The organism is Pseudomonas sp. Irchel s3h17, from assembly GCF_900187505.1.
GTDB lineage: Bacteria > Pseudomonadota > Gammaproteobacteria > Pseudomonadales > Pseudomonadaceae > Aquipseudomonas.
On sequence record NZ_FYDL01000003.1, the window covers coordinates 223448 to 247259 of the forward strand.

Sequence of the window (23812 nt, forward strand, 5' to 3'; positions counted from 1 at the left end):
AAAATATGGGGCGTATTGGCGAGCAATGATGCCGAAAAGTTGTTGTTTTCACCATGCCATGTTGGCAGTCGGATTATTTGGCGGGAGTAGATAGATGCGGGAAACGCGCTGGGCGCAGGTTTGGATGGCGACAGGCCTGTTATGGTTTTTGCTTGCTATTGCATTTGCGCCTACCAACAAGATCTATCAGCAGGGGCTGGTTGCGTTTCTCTGGCTGCCGACACTGTTCTTTGCCTGGTCGATGCGCGCCCGATTGCTGGAGCTCTGGCAAGGGCAGCGCCTGCTATGCCTGAGTGTGCTCGGGCTGGGGTTATGGGCTTTGCTCACGCTGACCTGGACCCATGACGAGGATCCGTCACGGGGGGCCAAGCGCTCGTTGTACATCATCGTGTTCCTGTTGTTCTTTCCGCTCCTGGCCAATGCCCGTCCGGAGCGAGTGATTCGCATCATGCAGTGGGGCGGCCTGGGGTTGGCGTTGACCGCGTTGCTGGCGGCCATCAAGTTCTATGTGATCGACGGCAATGCGCTGATGGCACGCCTCGTGGGGCTGGGAGAGCTGGCTCACCCGATCCTGGGGGGGTATGTGCTGGGGCTGGCAGCTGTCTGGTTATCCCATTGGGTGCCGCGCAACCGCTGGGTACAGGTGGGCTGGGCGGTGGCGCTGGCGTTGCTTGCGGGTTTTGTCCTGCTCTCCCAGAGTCGCGGCGCTGCACTGGCCTTGCTGTTGACGATCATCGCCATGCCGATCTGGTGCCGTGACCGACAGAGCCGCATCGTCGCGGCGACCGCTTTGGCGCTGACGATGGTGGCTTTCTGGTTGCTCGAACCACTGGTGATGGCTCGCGGTGCGTCGTTCCGACCACAAATATTCATGGCCAGCCTGGACATGATTGCGCAGCATCCGTTGCGTGGCCTGGGCCTGGGGTCTGCCTACTCGGTGTCGGCTGCAGGCTTGCAGTTTGATCACTCCCACAACTTGTTCACCCATATCGCCATCGAGTTGGGGGTGCCTGGGCTATTGCTGTGGAGCGCGGTCTGGTTTGCGGTATTGCGTGAGGCCTGGCGAGCCCGCGAAACGCTCTATGGGCGGGGTGTCATCGGTATCTGGATGTTCTCGTTTCTGGCAATGCAATTCGATGCGGCCAGTATCAGTGGCACGCCGCGGGCCGAATGGTTCATCAGTTGGCTACCGGTTGGCCTGGCCACTATTTTGGTATGGACACAGGCCAAGTACAACGCCTGTGATAAAATTCCGCGTTCTACCTAAGAAGTGAGCTCTACGATGAGTGCAGCACCGCCCAAAGCGGAACAGGATTCAAGCCTGAAAATCTATTTTCGACTGTTGGGGTACGTAAAACCCTACATCGGCATTTTCCTGTTGAGTATTGTGGGCTTCGTCATATTTGCTTCCACTCAGCCAATGCTGGCGGGGATTCTCAAATATTTCGTCGACGGCTTGAGCGACCCTGAAGCGGTGCTCTTCCCCAATGTGCCTTATCTGCAGGATTTGCAGCTGCTGGTCGCCGTGCCCCTGCTGATCATTCTGATCGCGGCGTGGCAGGGGCTTGGCTCGTTTCTGAGCAACTACTACCTGGCCAAGGTTTCCCTGGGGCTGGTCCATGACCTGCGGGTAGAGCTGTTCAACAAGCTGCTGGTGCTGCCTAACCGTTATTTCGATACCCACAATTCCGGGCATCTGATTTCGCGCATCACCTTCAACGTGACCATGGTCACCGGCGCGGCAACGGATGCCATCAAGGTAGTGATTCGTGAAGGCCTGACAGTCATCTTCCTGTTTGCCTACCTGTTGTGGATGAACTGGAAGCTGACCCTGGTGATGCTGGCGATTCTGCCGATTATTTCCTTCATGGTCGGTAATACCAGCAAGAAATTCCGCAAGCAAAGCAAGAGGATCCAGGTAGCGATGGGGGACGTGACGCACGTGGCGTCCGAGACCATTCAGGGCTATCGGGTGGTACGCAGCTTTGGTGGTGAAAGCTACGAAGAGCAACGCTTTGCCCGCGCCAGCCAGAGCAATACCAACAAGCAGCTGCGCATGACCCGGACCAGCGCAATCTACACGCCTGCGTTGCAGTTGGTGATCTACACCGCCATGGCGTCGTTGATGTTCCTGGTGCTGTATCTGCGCGGTGATGCGACGGCCGGTGATCTGGTGGCCTACATTACTGCCGCGGGCTTGCTGCCCAAGCCGATTCGCCAATTGTCGGAAGTCAGTTCGACCATTCAAAAGGGCGTGGCCGGCGCCGAGAGCATCTTTGAGCAACTGGATGTCGAGCCGGAAGTCGACAACGGGACGATCGAGCGTGAACGCGTCAGCGGCCGTCTGGATGTGCAAAAGCTGAGCTTCACTTACCCGGGCACCGATCGCGAAGTACTCAAGGACATCAGCTTCACGGCCGCACCGGGGCAGATGATCGCGTTGGTCGGTCGTTCGGGCAGCGGCAAGTCGACGCTGGCCAGCCTGATCCCGCGTTTCTACCATCATGAGAGCGGGAAAATACTGCTCGATGACGTGGAGATCGAAGAGTATCGCCTGCGTAACCTGCGCAAGCACGTGGCGCAGGTTACACAGCACGTGACCCTGTTCAACGACACCGTCGCCAACAACATCGCCTATGGCGACCTGGCGGGCGCACCGCGTGCAGACATCGAGAAAGCCGCTGAAGACGCTTACGCGATGGACTTCATCTCCCAGCTGCCACAAGGCCTGGATACTGAAGTCGGCGAGAACGGTGTATTGCTCTCCGGCGGGCAGCGTCAGCGCCTGGCGATCGCTCGTGCATTGTTGAAAAACGCGCCGTTGCTGATCCTCGACGAGGCGACCTCGGCACTGGACACCGAGTCCGAGCGGCATATCCAGGCTGCCCTGGATAAAGTCATGAAGGGCCGTACCACGCTGGTGATTGCGCACCGACTGTCGACCATTGAAAAGGCGGACCTGATCCTGGTGATGGATCACGGTGAGATTGTCGAGCGGGGCACTCATGCCGAACTGCTGGCGCAAGGCGGGTACTATTCCCGTCTGCATGCCATGGGCCTGGACGAGCCCGCTCCGGTGGACATCACCTGATGTAAACCCGTGGGGGTGGACGTTGTTCACCCTGAAGCGTGCGGGCGTGCAATGCGCCCGTCGTCTTGCATTCGGGTGCCCTGACTCATCCTGAAAGTCTCCCTCTATTTGCATATTCTGTTTAAAAAATAACCAATGTAACGCTCGGATTCACAGTGGATGAAGCTGTCGAACTAGGCAGCGTTCACCCTGTGCTAATATCGCGCCCCTGTTCATTTTGTATGTGGGTTGCACCATGAAGTTGTCCATGCCGCGATTCGATCAAGCCCCTGTCTTGGTGGTCGGCGATGTCATGCTCGACCGTTACTGGCATGGTGGTACCTCACGGATTTCTCCTGAGGCGCCGGTGCCAGTGGTCAAGGTCGAGCAAATCGAAGACCGCCCGGGCGGCGCCGCCAACGTTGCCTTGAACATTGCCGCGCTCGGTGCGCCGGCATCCCTGGTCGGTGTGACCGGTGATGACGAGGCCGCCGACAGCCTGACCAACAGCCTTAAGGGCGCCGGTGTCCGTGCGTTGTTCCAGCGCATTGCGCACCAGCCGACCATCGTCAAGCTGCGGGTCATGAGTCGTCACCAGCAATTGCTGCGTATCGACTTCGAAGAACCCTTCGCCACCGACGCGCTGGCGCTCGGTGAGCAAGTCGACAGCCTGCTGGAAGGCATCAAGGTGCTGGTGTTGTCCGACTACGGCAAAGGCGCCCTGAGGAACCATCAGGTGCTGATTCAGGCCGCCCGTGCCCGTGGCATTCCGGTGCTGGCCGACCCGAAGGGCAAGGATTTTTCGATCTACCGCGGTGCCAGCCTGATCACGCCGAACCTCAGCGAGTTCGAGACCATCGTCGGTGGCTGTGTCGACGAGCACGACCTGGTGAACAAGGGCGCGAAGTTGATGCACGACCTGGACCTCGGCGCGTTGCTGGTGACCCGTGGGGAGCACGGCATGACCTTGCTGCGTCCCGATCACCCGGCATTGCACCTGCCGGCCCGTGCCCGTGAAGTGTTCGACGTCACCGGTGCCGGCGATACGGTGATTTCCACCCTGGCCGCGGCGATTGCGGCCGGTGAGGAATTGCCCCATGCGGTGGCCCTGGCCAACCTGGCTGCGGGTATCGTGGTCGGTAAACTGGGTACGGCGGCCATCAGTGCCCCGGAACTGCGTCGTGCGATCCAGCGTGAAGAGGGTTCCGAGCGGGGTGTGCTGAGCCTCGACCAGTTGCTGCTGGCGATTGACGATGCGCGCGCGCATAACGAGTCGATCGTGTTCACCAACGGATGCTTCGACATCCTGCATGCCGGCCACGTGACCTACCTCGAGCAGGCGCGCGCGCAGGGCGACCGGTTGATCGTGGCGGTCAACGACGATGCCTCGGTCAGCCGCTTGAAAGGCCCGGGGCGGCCGATCAACAGTGTTGACCGACGCATGGCCGTGTTGGCGGGGCTGGGGGCGGTGGACTGGGTGATCAGCTTCCCTGAAGGGACACCGGAAAACCTGCTGTCGCAGGTCAAGCCGGACGTGCTGGTCAAGGGCGGCGATTACGGCATAGACCAAGTCGTCGGCGCCGATATCGTCAGCGCTTACGGCGGCACGGTGAAGGTGTTGGGGCTGGTGGAAAACAGCTCGACCACCGCCATTGTCGAGAAAATCCGCAAGAACTGACGCGATGGTGAGGGGTTTGTCGTGGCGAGGGCGCTTGCTCCCGCCAACCCCGAAGCCTCCACCGCATCGATCCAGGTACTCTCCCGGCACGGTCTACGACAGCTGCGTCCCGAACGTGGACTGGCCAAGGGGAGCAAGCTCCCTCGCCACTGGGGGTTAGCGTGCCGCCTTGTGCGGCACGATCTTCTTCAGCAGCTGTTTGGCCTTGCCGGTCAGGCGGCTCAAGCCCGAAGGCTTGTCCGGCTGACTCAAGCCCTGTTGCTTGAGCCAGTCCTTCCAGCGAATCCGCTCATCCCTGACCAGCCAGCCTTCCTGACGGGCAAAACTTTCCGCCAGGTACAGGCCGCGTGTGCTTGCGGGGTACAGCTGGTCTTTTTTCAGGGTGTAGAGCTCAGGCACCGGCTGGCCATCCTGAAGCGGCATCAGGTACAGGTCCGGGCGCTTGCGGTCCAGCCGTGCGACCAGTTGATCACCTTCCAGGCGCTCATCGACGTGGAACAGGCTCAAGGACTTGGCTTCCTTGGGGACCTCCAGGCGCAAATCGTAAATCAGTTGCAGCGATGCGGTAGGCAGGTGCACATAGGCGCGCGGGCGCTCGATCAATTGCAGGTTGGCGCAGCGTACGGGGCGGGCGGCACCGGATTCTGGCATCAGGCGAAACGGCATGGCTTCCCGGTAGTGCAGCGCAGTGGCATAGGGGGCCGGTAACCAAGTGTCATTGAAGCGTCCGCCGAGCCAGCCTTCCGGGGTTTCCAGCAGGCACTCCTCGGCAATCTCCTGAATGGCTGTGTGCAGCGGCAGATTGAGTTCGTGAGCGGGCACATAACCGGAAATCAGTTTCAGCACCACGTCGCCCCGATCCTGGCGGCGCTGGCGCACCAGCACCCAGTAATCGCGATTCTGCCAGCGCAGGGTCAGGCGTACCGACACGCCGAGGTTGGCCAGTTCCAGGGCAAAGTGCTCGGCATTGGCCACCGTCACCGGACGTCGGCGCTGCAGGGTCTGGGAGAAGTTGAGCGGCCTCCCGACACTCTGGTAGCTCAGGCCGTCGGGCGTCGCTTCGACATACAGTGGCAGTGTCTTGAAGTTACTAGGGTTCTTTCTGATCAGTGTGCGTGGCATGTCGGCTCCTTCTTGCGTCGGGGTCGGCCGCCTCGGTGGCTAGTCAACGGCGGGTCAGGACTTGAGCAACGGTCGCCACATTGTGGGCCAGGTGCAGCGGATTGATGGTCCCGACAATAGCACTGGCAACACCGGGTTGTGCAAACAACAACTCGAAGCTGGCACGCACCGGGTCTACGCCCGGGCTCAGGCAAACGTGACCGCTGGCCAGGGCCTTCTTGACCAGAATGGCTTTACCGTGGGCAGCAGCGTAGTCGATGACCGGCCGTTCGGCCTGTTCGTTGAGGTTGTAGGTGATCATGGCGCAATCACCCTGCTCCAGCGCCTTCAGGCCACCGTCGACGGTTTTGCCGGAAAAGCCGAAACCACGGATCTTGCCTTCGCGCTTGAGCTCGGCGAGGGTCTGGTAGACCTCGCTTTCATTGAGAATGGCCAGGTCATTGCCGTCCGAATGCACCAGCACCAGGTCGATAAAATCCGTTTCCAGGCGTTGCAGGCTGCGTTCGACTGAAAACCGCGTGTGGGCGGCACTGAAGTCATGGCGGGACTGACCGTCGACGAACTCTTCACCGACCTTGCTGACAATCACCCAGTCATGACGCTGGCCACGCAACAGCGGGCCGAGGCGCTCTTCACTGCGGCCATAGGCCGGGGCGGTGTCGATCAGGTTGATGCCCAGGTCGCGGGTCAGCTTGAGCAGGCCGCGCGCCTCGTCATCGTCCGGGATCTGGAAGCCGTTGGGGTATTTCACCCCCTGATCGCGGCCAAGTTTCACCGTCCCCAGGCCCAGCGGCGACACCATCAACCCTGTGCTACCCAGCGGGCGGTGCAGGTCGTGCAAAGTGGCATGGCTCATGGCAGCAGTTGCTCCCAGGCCGGTACACCCATGGGCGGTTTTGGCAGGTCAGGCAACGGCGCCGGGTGGCTCGGCTGGATGGCGTCGCGTTGCAGCGCGGTGATCACCCGGTCAGCGAAGTCGGGCGCCAGTGCGAGTTTGGTCGGCCAGCCTACCAGCAGGCGATCCTGCTCGGCGAGAAAGGCATTGTCCGGGCGGGTCAGGCCCGATTGCAACGGCTCGGCGCGATCGACCCGCAAGGTCGTCCACTGCGCCTGACTGAGGTCGACCCAGGGCAACAGGTTGCCGAGTTCCTTCTGTGCGGCGGCGATCTGCGCCGCCGGCTCCCGCGCCACACCCTCGGCTTCGGCGATATCGCCCCCCAGGTACCAGACCCATTGGCCGTCGGCTGCCGGATGAGTGGTGACAGTGATGCGCGGCTTCGGCCCGCCGCCCAGGCAGTGGGCGTACAGCGGTTTGAGGCTCGGGCCTTTGACCAGAACCATGTGCAGCGGTCGAATTTGCATGGCCGGCTGGCTCAGGCCGAGGGTCGCGAGCAATTCGGCATTACCAGCGCCGGCACTGAGGACAATGCGCTGCGCACGGATGTCCCGCTCGTCGACCCGCAGGCCGACCAGTTCGCCGTTTTCCAGCAAGGGTTCGATCTTTTGCCCGGCCAGCAGTCCGTCGCCGGCCAGTTCGGCCAGGCGTGCGATCAGGCTCGGTACATCGATGACCAGTTCGGCCAGGCGATAGACCTTGCCCTTGAAGCGCTTGTCTTGCAGGGCAGGGGGTAATTGTTCGCCCTTGACCTGGTCGACCCGGCCGCGCACGGCCTTGCTGGCGAAGAAGCTGGTGAGGTTGCCGGCCAGGGTGCCGGGCGACCAGAGGTAGTGGGCCTCGGAGAGCAGGCGCACTCCGGTCAGGTCCAGTTCGCCGTCGCCGGCCAGGGCGTCACGCCAGCGCCGTGGCATGTCGGCAATGGCTTCCGAGGCACCGGTCAGTGCGCCGTGCAGGGCGTACTTGGCACCACCGTGGATGATCCCCTGGGACTTGACGCTTTGCCCGCCGCCGAGGCTGGCGCTTTCCACCAGCACGGTCGAATAACCCTGGCGACGCAGGCGTGCATTCAGCCAGAGGCCGGCAACACCAGCGCCGACAATCAGCACGTCGGTGGAAATAACGGATGGCATGCGCAGACCTCAGTGTTCAAGACGAGAGGCGCAGTATACAGCCTCGATGAGGAGTGGATTTGTTGCTGATCAACTGGGGGGCAGGTAAACCTGTGGCCAAGGGGTGAGCACCCTCGCCACAAAGGCGGGTGGCGTCGGTTAGTGCCCAGCCGTTTTCGAGAACAGCTGGATCACCACCACGCCCAGCACGATCAGCGCCATGCCCAGTATCGCCGGTACATCCAGCTTCTGGTCGTAGATAAACAGTGCGGCGACGCTGACCATCACAATGCCCATGCCGGCCCAGACGGCATAAGCCACGCCCACGGGGACGCTGCGCACCACCAGTGTCAACATCCAGAAGGCGATGCCATAGCCGCAGATCACCAGCAGCAGGGGCAGGGGAGTGCTGAAACCTTTGACCGCTTTCATCGAAACAGTGGCGATCACTTCGGCGCAGATGGCGATGGCCAGGTAGTAGTAGGCGGTCATGGGTCAATCCTCGTGTGAAACGTTGCTTTCTGAGGTCGGCATTTTAGGGTTTCTTCAGATGGGGTAAAGTCATTACCTATCTGATTTGAAGATGGGTTGAGCCATGAGTATTCAATGGAATCTGGAGCAGATGCGCTTGTTCGTCAGCGTCGCCGAGCAACGTTCGTTTTCCGCCGTGGCCCGGGATCAGCGCAAGGCACAGTCGGCGGTCAGCAGTTCGATTGCCTTGCTTGAAGCCGACCTCGGCGTCAGCCTGTTTGATCGTAGCAGCGGGCGCCAGCCACGGCTGACCGAAGCCGGTAGCGCATTGCTGGAGGAGGCGCGGGAGGTGTTGCGCCAGTGCGAGCGCCTCAATGGTCGGGCACAGGCATTGATGCGCGGACAAGAGGCGCGCTTGCGCCTGGCTCAGGACGAGGCGATGCCCTATCAGCCAGTGCTCGACAGCCTCGAAGCCCTGGCCGAGCAATTTCCCAGCCTGGAAGTGCAACTGGCCAGCGCCGCGCAGGGTGATGTGGCGCGCAAACTGGAGCAGCGTCAGGCGGACCTGGGTCTGTTGTTCTATCACGAGCAGATCCCCGAAGCCTTGGAGCGTCGCGTACTGGGCAGTGTCGAGATGGTCACGGTGTGCGGCGTCGGCCACCCGCTGGCCGTAGGCGGGCAGGTCAATTGCCAGCAAATGGCCCAGCATCGGCAATTGCTGATGGCCACCCATTCGAGTGTCTACCCGGGCAGCGAGCAGGCCAGCCCGCAAGTCTGGCGCGCCGACAGCTTCTACGTGCTGGCCGAATGGGTGATGCGGGGGCTGGGCTGGGGCTGGCTGCCCCGGCATGTGGTGCAGTACCCCGCCTATCAAGGGCAGATGGTCGAACTGGTCAGCGAGTGGACCCCGCCGGCGTTGGTGGTGGAGTTGGTCTGGCGGCGTGATGAAACACTCGGGCCGGCGGCGCGCTGGCTGGCGGAACGATTTGCCGTGCACTTGCAGGCGATCGACTGAAAAAGCCGATAAACTCCGGCGCCATGAACAGAACCCTCTATACCGCGCTGTTTTACCTCGGGCTGCCACTGGTAGCGATTCGGCTGTGGCTGCGTTCGCGCAAGGCCCCGGCATACGCCAAGCGCATCGGTGAGCGCTTCTCCCTCGGCTTGCCGATGATGAAGCCGGGTGGCCTCTGGGTGCATGCGGTATCGGTGGGCGAGAGCATCGCCGCGGCGCCGATGATCCGTGCACTGCTGGAGCGTTATCCAGAGCTTCCGATCACCGTGACGTGCATGACCCCGACCGGTTCGGAACGGATTCACGCAATGTTCGCCAATGAACCGCGCATCCAGCACTGCTACCTGCCTTACGACTTGCCCTGTGCGGCCGCCAGGTTCCTCGACAGGGTCCAGCCCAGACTGGCGGTGATCATGGAAACCGAGTTATGGCCCAACCACATTCATCAGTGCGCCAAGCGCGGGATTCCCGTAGCGCTGGCCAATGCCCGGCTTTCAGAGCGCTCGGCCCGAGGCTACGGCCGCTTCAGTCGCCTGACTCAGCCGATGCTGGCTGAGATGAGCCTGTTTGCCGTGCAAACCGAGGCCGAAGCCGAGCGTTTCCGGCAGCTCGGCGCACGGCCAGAGACGGTGCAGGTCACCGGCTCGATCAAGTTTGACCTGAGTATCGACCCGCAATTGCTGCAGCGCGCCGCCCGGTTGCGCGAGCAATGGCAGGCGGTCGAGCGGCCGGTGTGGATCGCCGCGAGTACCCATGAAGGCGAAGACGAGGTGGTGCTGGCCGCCCACCGGCAATTGCTTGGCAGCCACCCGGATGCGCTGCTGATTCTGGTACCGCGCCACCCCGAGCGTTTCAATTCGGTGTTCGAGCTTTGCCAGCAACAGGGTTTCAGTACGGTCCGGCGCTCGACCGACATGGCGGTCAACGCTGATACGTCGGTGTTGCTCGGCGACACCATGGGTGAACTGCTGTTTCTCTATGCGCTGGCGGACAGTGCGTTTGTCGGCGGCAGCCTGGTGCCGAATGGCGGGCATAACCTGTTGGAGCCCGCGGCCCTGGCGAAACCGGTGCTCAGCGGCCCCCATCTGTTCAACTTCCTGGAGATCGCGGCGTTGATGCGCAGTGCCGATGCCTTGCAGGAAGTAGAGGATGCCCAAGGGTTGGCGGTCGCCGTGCAGCGGTTGTTCGAACTGCCAACGGATGCGCAGCGCATGGCGGAGGCAGGGTTGAACGTAATGCGCGCCAACCAGGGCGCCTTGCAGCGGTTGCTCGATGGGTTGGGGCGGTTGATCGACAAAGCCTGAGCGTTACAGCGGTGGCGAGGGAGCGGTTCCCGGTCGTCATCGGGGTGATTGCGGAGTACCTGCTACAGCGCGGTGCCAGGCTTCAGGGCTGCTTCGCAGCCCAGTGCGAGCAACAGGCGCTTCAAGGGCGGGCTTTCAGTTGTTCTGCCGCGGCTTTGGCCAGGTCCGGTGGCAGGAAGTCCTTGTCCGGGTTGTAGTCGGCCTTGAGGTAGCGCTTGAGGTCTTGCAGGTCGCCGGGGCTTAAGGTGCCAGCGGCCTGTTTCAGGCGCAGGTTGTCGAGGATATAGTCGTAGCGGCTGTTGTTATAGTTGCGCACCGAGGTGTACAGCTGACGCTGGGCGTCGAGCACGTCAACGATATTGCGCGTACCCACCTGATAACCGATTTCCGTGGCTTCCACCGCGCTCTGGTTGGAGATGATCGACTGGCGGCGCGCCTGCACCTGCTCGACGTCGCTATTGACGGCGCGGTGCAGGTCACGGGTGTTTTCCACCACTTGTCGACGCAGGGATTCGCGTTGCTGTTCGCTCTGTTCCAGCTGTGAATAGGATTGGCGCACCTGGGAACTGGTCAGCCCGCCGCTGTAGATCGGAATGTTCAACTGCAGGCCGACTGAGGTCTGCGAGACGTCGCCACTGTACGGCTGGCCAAAGGCGCTCGGGTTGCTGAAGCCCAGTGCGTCGTTGTCGCCTTTTTTGTACTGCGCCACCGCGTCGACTGTCGGCGCGTGACCGGCCTTGCGCTGCTTGAGGGTTTCTTCGGCTGCGTTCACCGCGTAGTTGCTGGCCAACAGGTTGAGGTTCTGTTGCGCGGCGGTGTCGACCCAGGCTTTGGCGTCGTTAGGCGCCGGCGGCAGGATCGGCAAGGTGTGGACGATGCCCTGAATCGAGTTGTACTCACGGTTGGTCAGGGTGACCAGCGCTTCGAACGCGTCATCCACCTGGAGCTGGGCCAGGATCCGGTTGGCGCGGGCGGTGTCATAACTGGCTTGCGATTGCAGCACGTCGGTCTTGTCCGACAGGCCCACATCGAAACGTTCGTTGGACTGGTCCAGTTGGCGTTTGAACGCGGCTTCTTCCGCTTTGGTCGACGCCAGGTTGTCCTGGGTGCGCAGTACGTTGAAGTAGTTCTCGGCGGTTTGCAGGATCAGGTTCTGCTCGGTGGCCGACAGTTGCAGTGCCGCCTGTTCATTGACGTCCTTGGCCGCCTGGAACTGGAACCAGCGGTCGGCGCGGAACAGTGGCTGGGCCAGTGTGGCCTGGTAGACGTGAGCATTACGGTTGGCGATGGCCGACGGTGCGTCGATGTCGGTGCGCACGTTGGCGATTTCTGCACCACCCGACAGGTTCGGCAGCAGGCCTGCGCGGGCCTGGGGCACGACTTCCTTTTGCGCGCCGTATTGAGCGCGGGCTGCGGCCAGGTCGGCGTTGTTGTTGACCGCCTCTTGATAGACGCTCACCAGGTCGGTGTTGGTCGCCAGGGATGCTTGCGCTGCCCAGACCATTCCATTGGACGCACATGACACGGCGAGCGCCAGTGAGAGTTTTCGCAGCATGAGGCGATCCCTAGCAGTGATATTACGACGAGAATTCAGGCGCCCAAACTTACGGCGCTAGCATTACAGCGTCAAGGTAACGTGCGGGGTTGTGAGTGCAGTAGTGCATGTTCTTGTTACAAATGCGGCAATTGCGCCATTCATCACGCTGTTTACACAGGGGTTGGCGTTCTTTGCCGGTTGTGTCTAGACTGGTCGGGTTCTTGTCGGGGTGCCTTGCTATGAGGCTGAGATCGAATAATTTCGGATCCCGTTGAACCTGATCAGGTTAGCGCCTGCGTAGGGAACAAGATTTCTCGTCACCCGGCGAGTCCTCTTGTGCTTCGTCCGGGATATTGTTCGACAATCGAACGTTCCTGTGCGTGACGAAGCACAGCACCAGTCCTGGTGCGTCCGTGCCTCTCAGGTTCTGCTCCGACAATCCACTGCCTGGATGCTGTCTGGAGAGCCCGTGATGACGACAAAACCAAAAAATGCGACCAACCTGAGTGACTCGGCCAAGGTCGATGAGCAGTCGGTTCAGCCCTTTACCCGCTCGCAAAAGATCTATGTCCAGGGTTCGCGCCCGGACATTCGCGTGCCCATGCGCGAAATTACCCTGGACGTGACCCCCACTGACTTCGGCGGCGAGATCAATGCGCCGGTTACCGTGTATGACACATCCGGCCCGTACACCGATCCCAATGTTGTGATCGACGTGCGCAAAGGTCTGGGCGATGTGCGTTCGGCGTGGATCGACGACCGTGGCGACACCGAGCGTCTGCCTGGCCTGAGCTCGAACTTCGGCCAGGAGCGTCTGGCGGATGCCGAGCTGACCAAGCTGCGCTTCGCCCATGTGAACAACCCGCGTCGGGCCAAGGCCGGTGCCAACGTCAGCCAGATGCACTATGCGCGTAAAGGCATCATCACCGCCGAGATGGAATACGTCGCCATCCGCGAGAACATGAAGCTGCAAGAGGCCCGTGCCGCGGGTCTGCTGAAGCAGCAACACGCCGGCCACAGCTTTGGCGCCAGCATCCCGAAAGAGATCACCGCCGAATTCGTGCGCGAGGAGATTGCTCGTGGTCGCGCGATCATCCCGGCCAACATCAACCACGTCGAACTGGAACCGATGATCATCGGCCGTAACTTCCTGGTGAAGATCAACGGCAACATCGGCAACAGCGCACTGGGTTCGTCCATCGAAGAAGAAGTGGCGAAACTGACCTGGGGCATTCGCTGGGGGTCGGATACGGTCATGGACCTGTCCACCGGCAAGCACATTCACGAAACCCGCGAGTGGATCATCCGCAACTCGCCGGTGCCGATCGGTACCGTGCCGATCTACCAGGCGCTGGAGAAGGTCAATGGCGTGGCCGAAGACCTGACCTGGGAGCTGTTCCGCGACACGCTGATCGAGCAGGCCGAGCAGGGCGTCGACTACTTCACCATCCACGCCGGTGTGTTGCTGCGTTACGTGCCGCTGACCGCCAAGCGCGTGACCGGCATCGTTTCCCGCGGCGGTTCGATCATGGCCAAGTGGTGCCTGGCGCACCACAAAGAAAACTTCCTCTACACCCACTTCGACGAAATCTGCGAAATCATGAAGGCCTACGACGTCAGCTTCTCGCTGGGCGATGGCCTGCGTCCGGGGTCGATTGCCGATGCCAACGACGAAGCGCAGTTCGGCGAGCTGGAAACCCTCGGCGAGCTGACCAAGATCGCCTGGAAGCACGACGTGCAGTGCATGATCGAAGGCCCTGGCCATGTGCCGATGCAGTTGATCAAGGAGAACATGGACAAGCAGCTGGAGTGCTGCGACGAGGCGCCGTTCTACACCCTCGGCCCGCTGACCACCGACATCGCTCCGGGTTACGACCACATCACCTCCGGTATCGGGGCGGCGATGATCGGCTGGTTCGGTTGCGCCATGCTCTGCTACGTCACGCCCAAGGAGCACTTGGGCCTGCCGAACAAGGATGACGTGAAGACCGGGATCATCACCTACAAGATTGCCGCGCACGCCGCCGACCTGGCCAAGGGGCATCCGGGGGCGCAGATTCGCGACAACGCCTTGAGCAAGGCGCGATTCGAATTCCGTTGGGAAGACCAGTTCAACCTGGGCCTGGACCCTGACACCGCGCGTTCGTATCACGACGAAACCCTGCCGAAGGACTCGGCCAAGGTCGCGCATTTCTGCTCCATGTGCGGGCCGAAATTCTGCTCGATGAAGATCACCCAGGAAGTTCGCGAGTACGCGGCCAACCAACGGATCGATGCCGTCGACGTGGACGTCGCCCGGGGCCTGGCGGAACAGGCCGAGCGCTTCAAGCAGGAAGGCAGTCAGCTGTACAAGAAGGTTTGATCTGACCTGATGGTTCCGGAACACCGGAGCCGTTGTGGCGAGGGAGCTTGCTCCCGTTCGGCTGCGCAGCAGTCGTAAATCCGTAAACCGCGAACTGACTGTCAGAATGCGGTGGCCGGGTTTGGGTCTGCTGCGCAGCCCAGCGGGAGCAAGCTCCCTCGCCACAGGAATGGTGCGTGATCGACACAACAACAAATGTCCCTCTGAGATAACACCCTTGAGCATTCAACCCAGCACGTACTCACCCGACATCGCGGTGCCCACTGACAAACGAGTCTTCGGCGGCCGCGATCTGTTCTCCCTGTGGTTTTCCCTTGGTATCGGCCTGATGGTGCTGCAGACCGGTGCCTTGCTCGCACCCGGCCTGGGCCTGTCCGGCTCATTGCTGGCGATTTTCCTTGGCACGCTGGTTGGCGTGTTGCTGCTGGCGGCGGTTGGCGTGATCGGCAGCGACACCGGCCTGTCGTCGATGGCCGCGCTCAAACTCAGCCTCGGTACTCGCGGTGCGAGCCTGCCGGCGCTGTTGAACCTGTTGCAACTGATCGGCTGGGGTTCGTTCGAGATCATCGTCATGCGCGACGCGGCCAGCCTGCTGGGCGCCCGGGCGTTCAGCGAAGGCAGCCTGTGGTCGAACCCGCTGCTGTGGACGCTGTTCTTCGGTGCTCTGGCCACGTTGCTGGCAGTCAGTGGCCCGTTGACCTTCGTGCGCAAAGTGCTGCGCAAGTGGGGGATCTGGCTGCTGCTGGCCGCGTGTATCTGGCTGACCTGGAACCTGTTCGCCAAAGCCGACCTGGCCGCGCTATGGGCACAGGCCGGTGACGGTTCGATGCCGTTCGCCGTGGGTTTTGACATCGCCATCGCCATGCCGCTGTCGTGGTTGCCGCTGATCGCCGACTACTCGCGCTTCGGCAAACGGGCCAAAAACGTCTTCGGCGGCACCGCGCTTGGTTTCTTTATCGGTAACTTCTGGCTGATGAGCCTGGGCGTGGCCTACACCCTGGCCTTCGCGCCGAGCGGCGAAGTCAACGCCTTGCTGCTGGCGCTGGCCGGTGCCGGCCTGGGGATTCCGCTGTTGTTGATCCTGCTCGACGAGTCCGAAAACGCCTTTGCCGACATTCACTCGGCGGCGGTTTCCAGCGGGATTCTGTTGCGCCTGAAGGTCGAACACCTGGCCCTGGCCATCGGGGTGATCTGCACCTTGATCGCCCTGCTGGCACCGCTGGCCCAGTACCAGAACTTCCTGCTGTTGATCGGTTCGGTGTTTGCGCCGCTGTTTGGCGTTGTGCTGGTGGATCACTTCATTCTGCGCAAGCGCAGGGCCCAGGCGGCGTTATCGGCTTTGCGCGGGACGAGCTTGCTGGCCTGGCTGGGGGGTGTAAGCACGTATCACCTGCTGGCCAATCTCTACCCTGAAATCGGCGCAACCCTGCCGGCGTTGATACTGGCAGGGCTGCTCCAGTTGCTGCTGGGGCGTGTCGTTACGGACGGGCGGGAACCAGCTCAGGCTTGAGGATGCCGCCCAGGCGCGAGTAAGGGATCTTCAGTTCGACGTGGCCCAGCGCGTAAGGCGCAATCGTGGTCACGTCGTACTTGAGCATCACCCCGGCAGTGGTCAAGGCCACATTCGGGGTTTTCTTGAACGGCCAGGCTTTCATGAATTCCGGCTCCTGATCGAGCCGGGTGCTGATCAGCCAGCTGTTATGCGCCACCTGGGCGGCTTTCCAGAATGCTTCTTCCTGCCCGGGCCGCAGCATGTCAGACAGATTCAGCACCTTGTGCTCCTGGCGCGAATAATTGATGAAGCCGCGACCCGGCGTGCCATGGGCGGTCCCGGTGTCCAGGTAGCTGGACAACTCAATGATCACCAAGCCGTCATGCTGCTCCCGTACCTTGGCTTGCAGGTAGCTGCTGTGGCGTGGGCCGGCGTCACGCAAAAACTGATCGCGATAGGCGTTGAGCGAGGCTGGCAACGGGGCGTCGGGTGAGGTGCGGGTCATTTGCAGCAAGCGTTTTTCGATGATGCCATCCAGTTGCGGCTCGCCCGGAAAGCGCACGGTATCGATGTTCACCAGCGGGCAGTCGGCGGCCGTGCAACCTGGCTTGATGGTTTCGGCGGTGTCGCGCAGGGTTTCCAGCGGCGCCTTGTAGCTTGGCTGGAACAGGCTTTGACAGGCGCCCAGGGTCAGGGCGATACAGGCCACGGAGGCGATTTTCAAAAGTGACATGGGCGTCCTTCATGAATCAGGGGTAGGCAAAAGTTACCGGCTTCGACTGTCAGCGGCGCAGTCAGTTCGCCACTAAGCTCAATAGTGCCAATTAGAGTTGGTTTGCCCCCCTGCCGTCTATCCCGGCGACCTCAAAGGGGCTGCATCAATCGTGACGGGCGCGTTAGGATGGCGCGAAGACTGGGGGCAGCCTCGGACGGATTTTGCAGTAGACGAGGATTGTTATGACTGATTTTGCCAAGGCCACCCCGACCACCGTAGACGTCGTGCGCACTGAAAGCTGCCATAAAGGCTTCTACCAGCTCGATCGTGTGCACCTGCGCCATGAGCTGTTCGCCGGCGGCATGAGCCGTGAAATCAATCGTGAATTGTTCGTTCGTCATGATGCCGTGTGCGTGCTGCCTTACGATCCGCAGCGGGATGAAGTGGTGCTGATCGAGCAGTTTCGCGTGGGGGCGCTGGGCAAGACTGACAATCCCTGGTTGATCGAACTGGTCGCCGGTCTGATCGACAAGGACGAACTGCCAGAAGAAGTTGCTCACCGCGAAGCGCAGGAGGAAGCTGGGCTTGAGTTCACTGCGCTGTGGCCGATGCTCAACTACTTTCCATCGCCGGGCGGCAGTACCGAATACGTGCATTTGTATCTGGGGCGTTGTGACAGCAGCGAGGCGGGCGGCCTGCACGGGCTGGTAGAGGAGGCAGAAGATATTCGCGTCACGGCCTGGGACTTTGAAGATGCCCTGCAGGCCGTACGTGATGGGCGGATTTCCAACGCGGCGAGCATTATTGCCTTGCAATGGCTGGCTTTGAACCGCGTTGAAGTGAGGGGGCTATGGTCGTAATCAAACAGCGCGACCGATATCGGGTCGACCTTGTGGGGCTGCAAAGCGCCTGCGAGGCCAACTATGCCCGGTTGTTGCGCCTGTTGCCGGATATGCGCAACCAGCCAGGGGCCCGGCGCATTGCCATGACCCAGGGCGACCAGATGCTGGGTGTGCTGACGCTGGAGGTGTTGCGGGCCTGTCCGTACACCACGACCTTGCGCGTGCGTCAGGAGCACAGCCTGCCGTGGTTGCCGGTGCCGCAGCTGGAAGTCCAGGTCTATCACGATGCGCGCATGGCCGAGGTCATCAGCGCCGAGCATGCGCGGCGCTTCCGGGGCATCTATCCTTACCCCAATGCGTTGATGCACCAGCCGGACGAAAAGGCCCAGCTCAACGTCTTCCTTGGCGAATGGCTGAGCCATTGCCTGGCGTGCGGGCACGAATACGAAGTGGTGCGTTAAACCGCAGATGTGAACTGTGTCCGGTTCACAGGTTTCCTCTTCACGATTGCCCCAGCATAATTGCCCCTCCATTCCAATCCCTGTCCACGCCCCGGGAGAACGCCTTGCCGAGCGTATCCACTCTGAATGCCAGCGACCCCGTGCTGTTGGTGCAGCTTTCTGACAGCCACCTGTTTGCCGAAGCTGACGGAACACTGTTGGGCATGAACACGCGCGACAGCCTGCAGCAGGTCATCGAACTGGCGTTGGCGCAGCAATCACGGATTGACCTGGTGATTGCCAGCGGTGACCTGTCCCAGGACGGCACCCTGGAGTCGTACCAGCAGTTTCGCCAGATGAGCGGGCAAATCGATGCCCCGGCGCGCTGGATTCCGGGTAATCACGACGAGCCACGCATCATGGCCCAGGCGGCGGTGCAGAGTGCTTTTCTGGAGCCGGTGGTGGACATTGGCAACTGGCGGATTACCTTGCTGGATTCCGCTGTACCGGGGTCGGTGCCCGGTTACTTGCAGGACGAGCAGTTGCAGTTGCTGGCCCGGGCCTTGAGCGAGGCGCCGCAGCGTCATCATCTGGTGTGTTTTCACCATCATCCGGTGTCCATTGGGTGTGCCTGGATGGAGCCGATCGGTTTGCGTAATCCGGAGGCGTTGTTTGCCGTGCTTGATCGTTTTACCCAGGTGCGTGCGGTGTTGTGGGGGCATGTGCATCAGGAAATCGATCAGTTACGCAACGGGGTGCGTTTGATTGCATCGCCTTCGACCTGCATTCAGTTCGAGCCTCGTAGTGAGGATTTCAAGGTCGATACGCTGGCGCCGGGTTATCGGTGGTTGCGGTTGTTGCCTGACGGGGGGCTTGAGACTGGGGTGGAGCGGGTGAGCGGGTTTGAGTTTCAGGTGGATTACGGGTCTAACGGTTACTGAGTGTTTCCTCGGGTCTGATAGTCGATTTGTCTCTTGCAGGTGTAGGCCTGTGGGAGCGGGCTTGCCCGAAGGCGGCCTGGAAGCCAACCCATCTCTTGCGTAGGTGCACCTGTGGGAGCGGGCTTGCCCGCGAAGGCGTCTTGGCAGCCAGCCATTCTCTTGCAGGTGCGGTGTACATATCCGTTGCTGCGGTCGTGGCGACTTATGGTTTCGCCCGACGGCGACTCACTTTTTTTACAAGCGCCTAAAAAAAGTAAGCAAAAAAACACTTCGCCCCGAGCGTCCGGCCCCTCGCCTAGGCTCGGGGTTCCTTCGCTCCGGCATCCATCCGGGGGCATTGCCCTCCGGTCTGCTGCGCGACGACCTCCATGCAATGAGTTCGACTGCGTCGAACGGCGCTGCGCGCCAATCCCCGGATGAATACCTGCGCTCAGCCTGCCGATGGGGCGGGTGGATCAAAAGCCAAAGCCAAAGCCAAAGCAAGATCAAGGGCGGCAGGCGAGCTAACGCTCGGCCTGTTGAGTGGTGGGAGGTGGCCGGTGGCGGGTGGCAGGTGGGAGAGAGCAGAGAGCAGAGAACGGGGTGGTTTTGTGGTGTGCTGGCTTGCCGGTGCTGACGCTCCGGCTGGCGGTCGTTTTCTCCTGGTGTTGGCGTGCTCGGCGGGAGCGGCTTTCATTTTGATCCATGCCAGCGCCCCAACCCCGCTCGACTCCCTGTAAACTGCGGCACTTCACCTCACTGTACAGGGTGCTTGCATGTCGGGTTCGATCCTTTATATCCACGGTTTCAATAGCGCTCCTTCGTCGAAAAAGGCCTGTCAGCTGGTGGGTGTGATGGAGCGGCTCGGGCTGGGGGATCGGTTGCGGGTTCCGGCTTTGCATCACCACCCGCGCGAGGCCATCGGTCAGCTGGAGCGGGCGATTGCCGAGCTGGGGCGGCCACTGCTGGTCGGCAGCTCACTCGGCGGCTACTATGCCACTCACCTGGCTGAGCGCCACGGCCTCAAGGCCTTGTTGATCAACCCGGCGGTCAGCCCGCACCGGATGTTCGACGGGTACCTGGGGACACAGAAAAACCTGTATACCGAAGAGACCTGGGAGTTGACCCACGATCATGTGACGGCCCTGGCCGAGCTTGAAGTGCCGGGCCTCCAGGATCCGCAGCGGTATCAGGTGTGGTTGCAGACCGGCGACGAAACGCTGGACTACCGCCTCGCCCAGCAGTATTACCGAGCCTGTGCCTTGCGCATCCAGGCCGGCGGCGACCATGGTTTCCAGGGGTTTGCCGGGCGATTGCCGGCGCTGTTGAGCTTTGCCGGCATTGGCGCAGATGTGTACCAGGCGATTGATTTCACGGCACTGTGAAGCCTTGCCCCTATTTTCATGAATGACTGACGACGAGACCCCATGGCCACTCCCAGCGCTAGCTCTTATAACGCAGACGCCATCGAAGTCCTCTCGGGCCTCGACCCGGTGCGTAAACGCCCCGGCATGTACACCGACACCAGTCGGCCGAACCACCTCGCCCAGGAAGTCATCGACAACAGTGTCGACGAAGCCTTGGCCGGGCACGCCAAATCGGTGCAGGTCATCCTCCACGCCGACCACTCCCTGGAAGTCAGCGATGACGGCCGTGGCATGCCGGTGGACATCCACCCGGAAGAAGGCGTTTCGGGCGTCGAGCTGATCCTCACCAAGCTCCATGCGGGCGGCAAGTTCTCCAACAAGAACTACCAGTTCTCCGGCGGTTTGCACGGGGTGGGTATTTCGGTGGTCAACGCCCTGTCGACCCAGGTGCGTGTGCGCGTCAAGCGTGACGGCAACGAATACCAGATGACCTTCGCCGATGGCTACAAAGCCACCGAGCTGGAAGTGATCGGCACCGTTGGCAAGCGCAACACTGGCACCAGCGTGTTTTTCGCGCCGGACCCGAAATACTTCGACTCGCCGAAGTTCTCCATCAGCCGCCTCAAGCATGTGCTCAAGGCCAAGGCCGTGTTGTGCCCGGGGTTGCTGGTCAGCTTTGAAGACAAAGGCACCGGCGAAAAGGTCGAGTGGCATTACGAAGACGGCCTGCGTTCCTACCTGGTCGATGCGGTCAGCGAGTTCGAGCGCCTGCCGGACGAGCCGTTCTGCGGCAGCCTGGCCGGTAACAAGGAAGCCGTCGACTGGGCGCTGTTGTGGTTGCCGGAAGGCGGCGACAGCGTGCAGGAAAGCTACGTCAACCTGATCCCGACAGCCCAGGGCGGCACCCATGTCAACGGCCTGCGCCAGGGCTTGCTCGATGCCATGCGCGAATTCTGTGAGTTCCGCAGCCTCCTGCCCCGTGGTGTGAAGCTGGCGCCGGAAGACGTCTGGGAACGCATTGCTTTCGTGCTGTCGATGAAGATGCAGGAACCGCAATTCTCCGGCCAGACCAAGGAGCGCCTGTCGTCCCGTGAAGCGGCAGCGTTTGTCTCGGGTGTGGTCAAGGACGCCTTCAGCCTGTGGCTCAATGCAAACCCTGAGACCGGCATGCTGCTGGCGGAACTGGCGATCAACAACGCCGGTCGTCGTCTGAAGGCGAGCAAGAAGGTCGAGCGCAAGCGCATTACCCAAGGGCCGGCGTTGCCGGGCAAGCTTGCCGATTGTGCCGGGCAGGACCCGATGCGCTCCGAGCTGTTCCTGGTGGAGGGTGACTCCGCCGGTGGATCGGCCAAACAGGCGCGGGACAAGGAGTTCCAGGCGATCCTGCCGTTGCGCGGCAAGATCCTCAACACCTGGGAAGTCGACGGCAGCGAAGTGCTGGCCAGCCAGGAAGTGCACAACATCGCCGTGGCCATCGGTGTCGATCCGGGCGCAGCGGACATGACCCAGCTGCGTTACGGCAAGATCTGCATCCTCGCCGACGCCGACTCCGACGGTCTGCACATTGCAACCCTGCTCTGCGCCTTGTTCCTCCAGCACTTCCGCCCGTTGGTGGATGCCGGTCACGTCTATGTGGCGATGCCGCCGCTGTACCGCATCGACCTGGGCAAAGAGATTTACTACGCCCTCGATGACGCCGAGCGTGACGGTATTCTCGACCGCCTGGTGGCCGAGAAGAAGCGCGGCAAGCCGCAGGTCACCCGATTCAAGGGCCTGGGCGAGATGAACCCGCCGCAGTTGCGTGAAACCACCATGGACCCGAATACGCGACGTCTGGTACAGCTGACACTGGATGATTTCGAGGCCACGTCGGAAATGATGGACATGCTGCTGGCGAAAAAACGTGCCGGCGATCGCAAGTCCTGGCTGGAATCCAAGGGCAACCTGGCCGAGGTTCTGGCTTGATGCGGAGCGGTTTCGCCCTTGCATTACTGTTCCTGGCCAGCGCGGTGTTCGCGCAGCCGGCGCCTGAACTGACACTGCTGTCCGAGCATGCCGTGCAAGGCATGCGCGGCGGCAACCTGTCGGGACTGGCGCAATGTGGTGGCAACCTGTGGACGGTGTCTGATCGCGACGACGAGCAGATCTATCGCCTCGATACCCGCCAGAACGTCTGGCAGGCTGAAGCCGTGTCCATCGATGTGCCGCCGGTACCTGAAAGCGGCTTGCCCTGGGGGCTGAGTTCGCGGGCCTGGGCGGCGTCGTTCATTCGTGGTGGTGATCTGGATTTTGAAGGGATCACCTGCGATCAGGCGGGCAATCGCTACATCGTCAGCGAGTCTCATGCGGCGGTGTTGCAAGTCCCTGTGACGGGGCCCGCCCAGTGGCTGAAAATCTCCCCGAGCATGATCCGCGAAGCGCGGGCCAGCGGGATGTTACTGCGATTCAATGGGTTGTTCGAAGGCATTGCCGTCGACCCGGAAGGCAGTCAGTTATGGCTGGCGGCCGAGCGGGAACGGCGCGGACTGTTACGGATCAAGCGCCAGCAATCGGTCTGGGATTGCGACGGAGGGTGCGTGCTGCTGAGTGAGGCGGGTATGCAAATGCAACCGGAGCAGTTCCCCAATGCAAAGCCGGTTCCCCGGGACTTTGCCGACCTGTCGTGGTTCGACGGTAAGCTATTCACGCTGGAGCGCAATGCGTTCGAAATTTGTCGTCGCGATGCAGTGAGTGCCAAGGTCGAGCAATGTTGGTCGTTTGCCGAGCAAGCCTTGCAGGCTCATCGCCGTTATCCACAGGCCTATGGCCTTACCGAGGCCCTGGTGGTCGACGCCGACGGTGCCTGGGTCGGCATTGACAACAACAACGGTGCTCGCGCCGATGGTGAATTCAGGCCGATTGTCTGGCGCTTTGCCGCGCCGCAAGGCGGCTGGAGCGCCCGGCCATGACCCAGCAGGCTCCCGGCAAACGCGCCGGTCGTGTGCTGCTGGTGCTGGCCTGGTGCGCCGGGCTGTTTCTGGCGACACGGTTCTTCGGGGCCTGGGAGCAGCGCCTGGAAAACCCCAACACCCAGGTCAGCTCGCAACAGGGTGACGGTTTTATTGAAGTGAAACTGGTCAGCAATGGCCAGGGGCATTTCGTTGCCGATGGCCAGATCAACGGTCAACCGGTGAATTTCATGCTCGATACCGGGGCGACCGATGTGTCGATCCCGTCCAGGCTGGCCGAGCGCCTGAATCTGGAAAAAGGGGCGCCGGTCACCCTGAGCACGGCCAACGGTCGCAGCCAGGGTTACCGGACCCGGCTTGAACAACTGAAACTGGGCGACATCGTCCTGCACGATGTACGTGCCCTGGTGGCGCCAGGCCTGGGCGGCGAGCAAGTGCTGCTGGGCATGAGCGCCCTGAAACAACTTGAATTTACCCAGCGCGGCGGCACCATGCTGCTGCGCCAGACAACGAATTGATGAG

At 61.6% G+C, this 23812-nt stretch carries 20 protein-coding genes and 1 riboswitch; of the genes, 14 read left to right on the forward strand and 6 right to left on the reverse strand.

The features are described 5' to 3' along the window. The first annotated feature begins 94 nt into the window (after positions 1-94). From CKW25_RS05090 to hldE, 3 genes are all read left to right on the forward strand, one after another. A complete protein-coding gene (locus CKW25_RS05090) occupies positions 95-1267 on the forward strand; it encodes an O-antigen ligase (protein WP_095078105.1) in 1173 nt (390 codons plus the stop codon). Between the two features lie 15 nt (positions 1268-1282). Further along, the gene (gene msbA, locus CKW25_RS05095) at positions 1283-3091 is read left to right on the forward strand and encodes a lipid A export permease/ATP-binding protein MsbA (protein WP_095078106.1); all 1809 of its coding nucleotides are present in this window, start codon (positions 1283-1285) and stop codon (positions 3089-3091) included. A gap of 235 nt (positions 3092-3326) precedes the next feature. Continuing rightward, entirely contained in the window at positions 3327-4748 is a 1422-nt protein-coding gene (gene hldE / locus CKW25_RS05100) for a bifunctional D-glycero-beta-D-manno-heptose-7-phosphate kinase/D-glycero-beta-D-manno-heptose 1-phosphate adenylyltransferase HldE (protein WP_095078107.1), read from the forward strand. A gap of 156 nt (positions 4749-4904) precedes the next feature. Here hldE and CKW25_RS05105 read toward each other — a convergent pair whose 3' ends face one another. The 4 genes from CKW25_RS05105 to CKW25_RS05120 form a co-directional block, all read right to left on the reverse strand. After that, positions 4905-5870, reverse strand: coding sequence for a metal ABC transporter ATPase (locus tag CKW25_RS05105; RefSeq protein ID WP_095078108.1), 966 nt, complete (start codon positions 5868-5870; stop codon positions 4905-4907). A 43-nt stretch (positions 5871-5913) separates the two neighbouring features. Continuing rightward, complete coding sequence (locus CKW25_RS05110) at positions 5914-6726, reverse strand: aldo/keto reductase (protein ID WP_095078109.1); 813 nt, start codon at positions 6724-6726, stop codon at positions 5914-5916. After that, entirely contained in the window at positions 6723-7898 is a 1176-nt protein-coding gene (locus CKW25_RS05115; RefSeq protein WP_095078110.1) for an FAD-binding oxidoreductase, read from the reverse strand. Before CKW25_RS05115 ends, CKW25_RS05110 begins: the two co-directional genes overlap by 4 nt. Positions 7899-8036: 138 nt before the next feature. Beyond that, positions 8037-8369 carry a multidrug efflux SMR transporter gene (locus CKW25_RS05120; protein WP_095078111.1) on the reverse strand — a complete coding sequence of 111 codons (333 nt, stop codon included), beginning with the start codon at positions 8367-8369 and terminating at the stop codon, positions 8037-8039. A 103-nt stretch (positions 8370-8472) separates the two neighbouring features. Between CKW25_RS05120 and CKW25_RS05125 the strand changes: the two genes are divergently transcribed. Both CKW25_RS05125 and waaA read left to right on the forward strand, forming a co-directional pair. Then, entirely contained in the window at positions 8473-9363 is an 891-nt protein-coding gene (locus tag CKW25_RS05125) for a LysR family transcriptional regulator (RefSeq protein ID WP_095078112.1), read from the forward strand. A gap of 23 nt (positions 9364-9386) precedes the next feature. Continuing rightward, positions 9387-10667 carry a lipid IV(A) 3-deoxy-D-manno-octulosonic acid transferase gene (gene waaA / locus CKW25_RS05130; protein WP_095078113.1) on the forward strand — a complete coding sequence of 427 codons (1281 nt, stop codon included), beginning with the start codon at positions 9387-9389 and terminating at the stop codon, positions 10665-10667. A gap of 121 nt (positions 10668-10788) precedes the next feature. Here waaA and CKW25_RS05135 read toward each other — a convergent pair whose 3' ends face one another. Further along, entirely contained in the window at positions 10789-12222 is a 1434-nt protein-coding gene (locus CKW25_RS05135) for a TolC family outer membrane protein (protein WP_095078114.1), read from the reverse strand. A 197-nt stretch (positions 12223-12419) separates the two neighbouring features. Further along, a riboswitch (TPP riboswitch) is annotated at positions 12420-12525 on the forward strand. Positions 12526-12676: 151 nt separating this feature from the next. Between CKW25_RS05135 and thiC the strand changes: the two genes are divergently transcribed. Together thiC and cytX are read left to right on the forward strand one after the other, a co-directional pair. Further along, the gene (gene thiC, locus CKW25_RS05140) at positions 12677-14566 is read left to right on the forward strand and encodes a phosphomethylpyrimidine synthase ThiC (RefSeq protein WP_095078115.1); all 1890 of its coding nucleotides are present in this window, start codon (positions 12677-12679) and stop codon (positions 14564-14566) included. 217 nt (positions 14567-14783) lie between these two features. Next, complete coding sequence (gene cytX, locus CKW25_RS05145; protein WP_095078116.1) at positions 14784-16076, forward strand: putative hydroxymethylpyrimidine transporter CytX; 1293 nt, start codon at positions 14784-14786, stop codon at positions 16074-16076. Here the strand turns inward: cytX and CKW25_RS05150 are convergent. Further along, positions 16045-16791 (reverse strand): RsiV family protein, encoded by a 747-nt coding sequence (locus CKW25_RS05150; RefSeq protein ID WP_095078117.1) that lies wholly within the window; start codon positions 16789-16791, stop codon positions 16045-16047. The two genes, cytX and CKW25_RS05150, sit on opposite strands and share 32 nt — an antisense overlap. A gap of 224 nt (positions 16792-17015) precedes the next feature. Between CKW25_RS05150 and CKW25_RS05155 the strand changes: the two genes are divergently transcribed. From CKW25_RS05155 to CKW25_RS05190, 7 genes are all read left to right on the forward strand, one after another. Then, on the forward strand, positions 17016-17633 hold the full coding sequence (locus CKW25_RS05155) for an NUDIX domain-containing protein (protein ID WP_095078118.1): 618 nt from the start codon (positions 17016-17018) through the stop codon (positions 17631-17633). Continuing rightward, positions 17624-18076, forward strand: coding sequence for a DUF1249 domain-containing protein (locus tag CKW25_RS05160; protein ID WP_095078119.1), 453 nt, complete (start codon positions 17624-17626; stop codon positions 18074-18076). Before CKW25_RS05155 ends, CKW25_RS05160 begins: the two co-directional genes overlap by 10 nt. Before the next feature lie 104 nt (positions 18077-18180). After that, a complete protein-coding gene (cpdA, locus tag CKW25_RS05165; RefSeq protein ID WP_095078120.1) occupies positions 18181-18996 on the forward strand; it encodes a 3',5'-cyclic-AMP phosphodiesterase in 816 nt (271 codons plus the stop codon). Between the two features lie 755 nt (positions 18997-19751). Continuing rightward, entirely contained in the window at positions 19752-20360 is a 609-nt protein-coding gene (locus CKW25_RS05175; RefSeq protein WP_095078121.1) for a YqiA/YcfP family alpha/beta fold hydrolase, read from the forward strand. Between the two features lie 42 nt (positions 20361-20402). Beyond that, on the forward strand, positions 20403-22307 hold the full coding sequence (gene parE, locus CKW25_RS05180; protein ID WP_095078122.1) for a DNA topoisomerase IV subunit B: 1905 nt from the start codon (positions 20403-20405) through the stop codon (positions 22305-22307). Further along, positions 22307-23290: an esterase-like activity of phytase family protein gene (locus tag CKW25_RS05185; protein WP_095078123.1), complete on the forward strand. Its 984-nt coding sequence runs from the start codon at positions 22307-22309 to the stop codon at positions 23288-23290. Before parE ends, CKW25_RS05185 begins: the two co-directional genes overlap by 1 nt. After that, complete coding sequence (locus tag CKW25_RS05190; RefSeq protein WP_095078124.1) at positions 23287-23808, forward strand: TIGR02281 family clan AA aspartic protease; 522 nt, start codon at positions 23287-23289, stop codon at positions 23806-23808. Before CKW25_RS05185 ends, CKW25_RS05190 begins: the two co-directional genes overlap by 4 nt. Positions 23809-23812 lie beyond the last annotated feature (4 nt).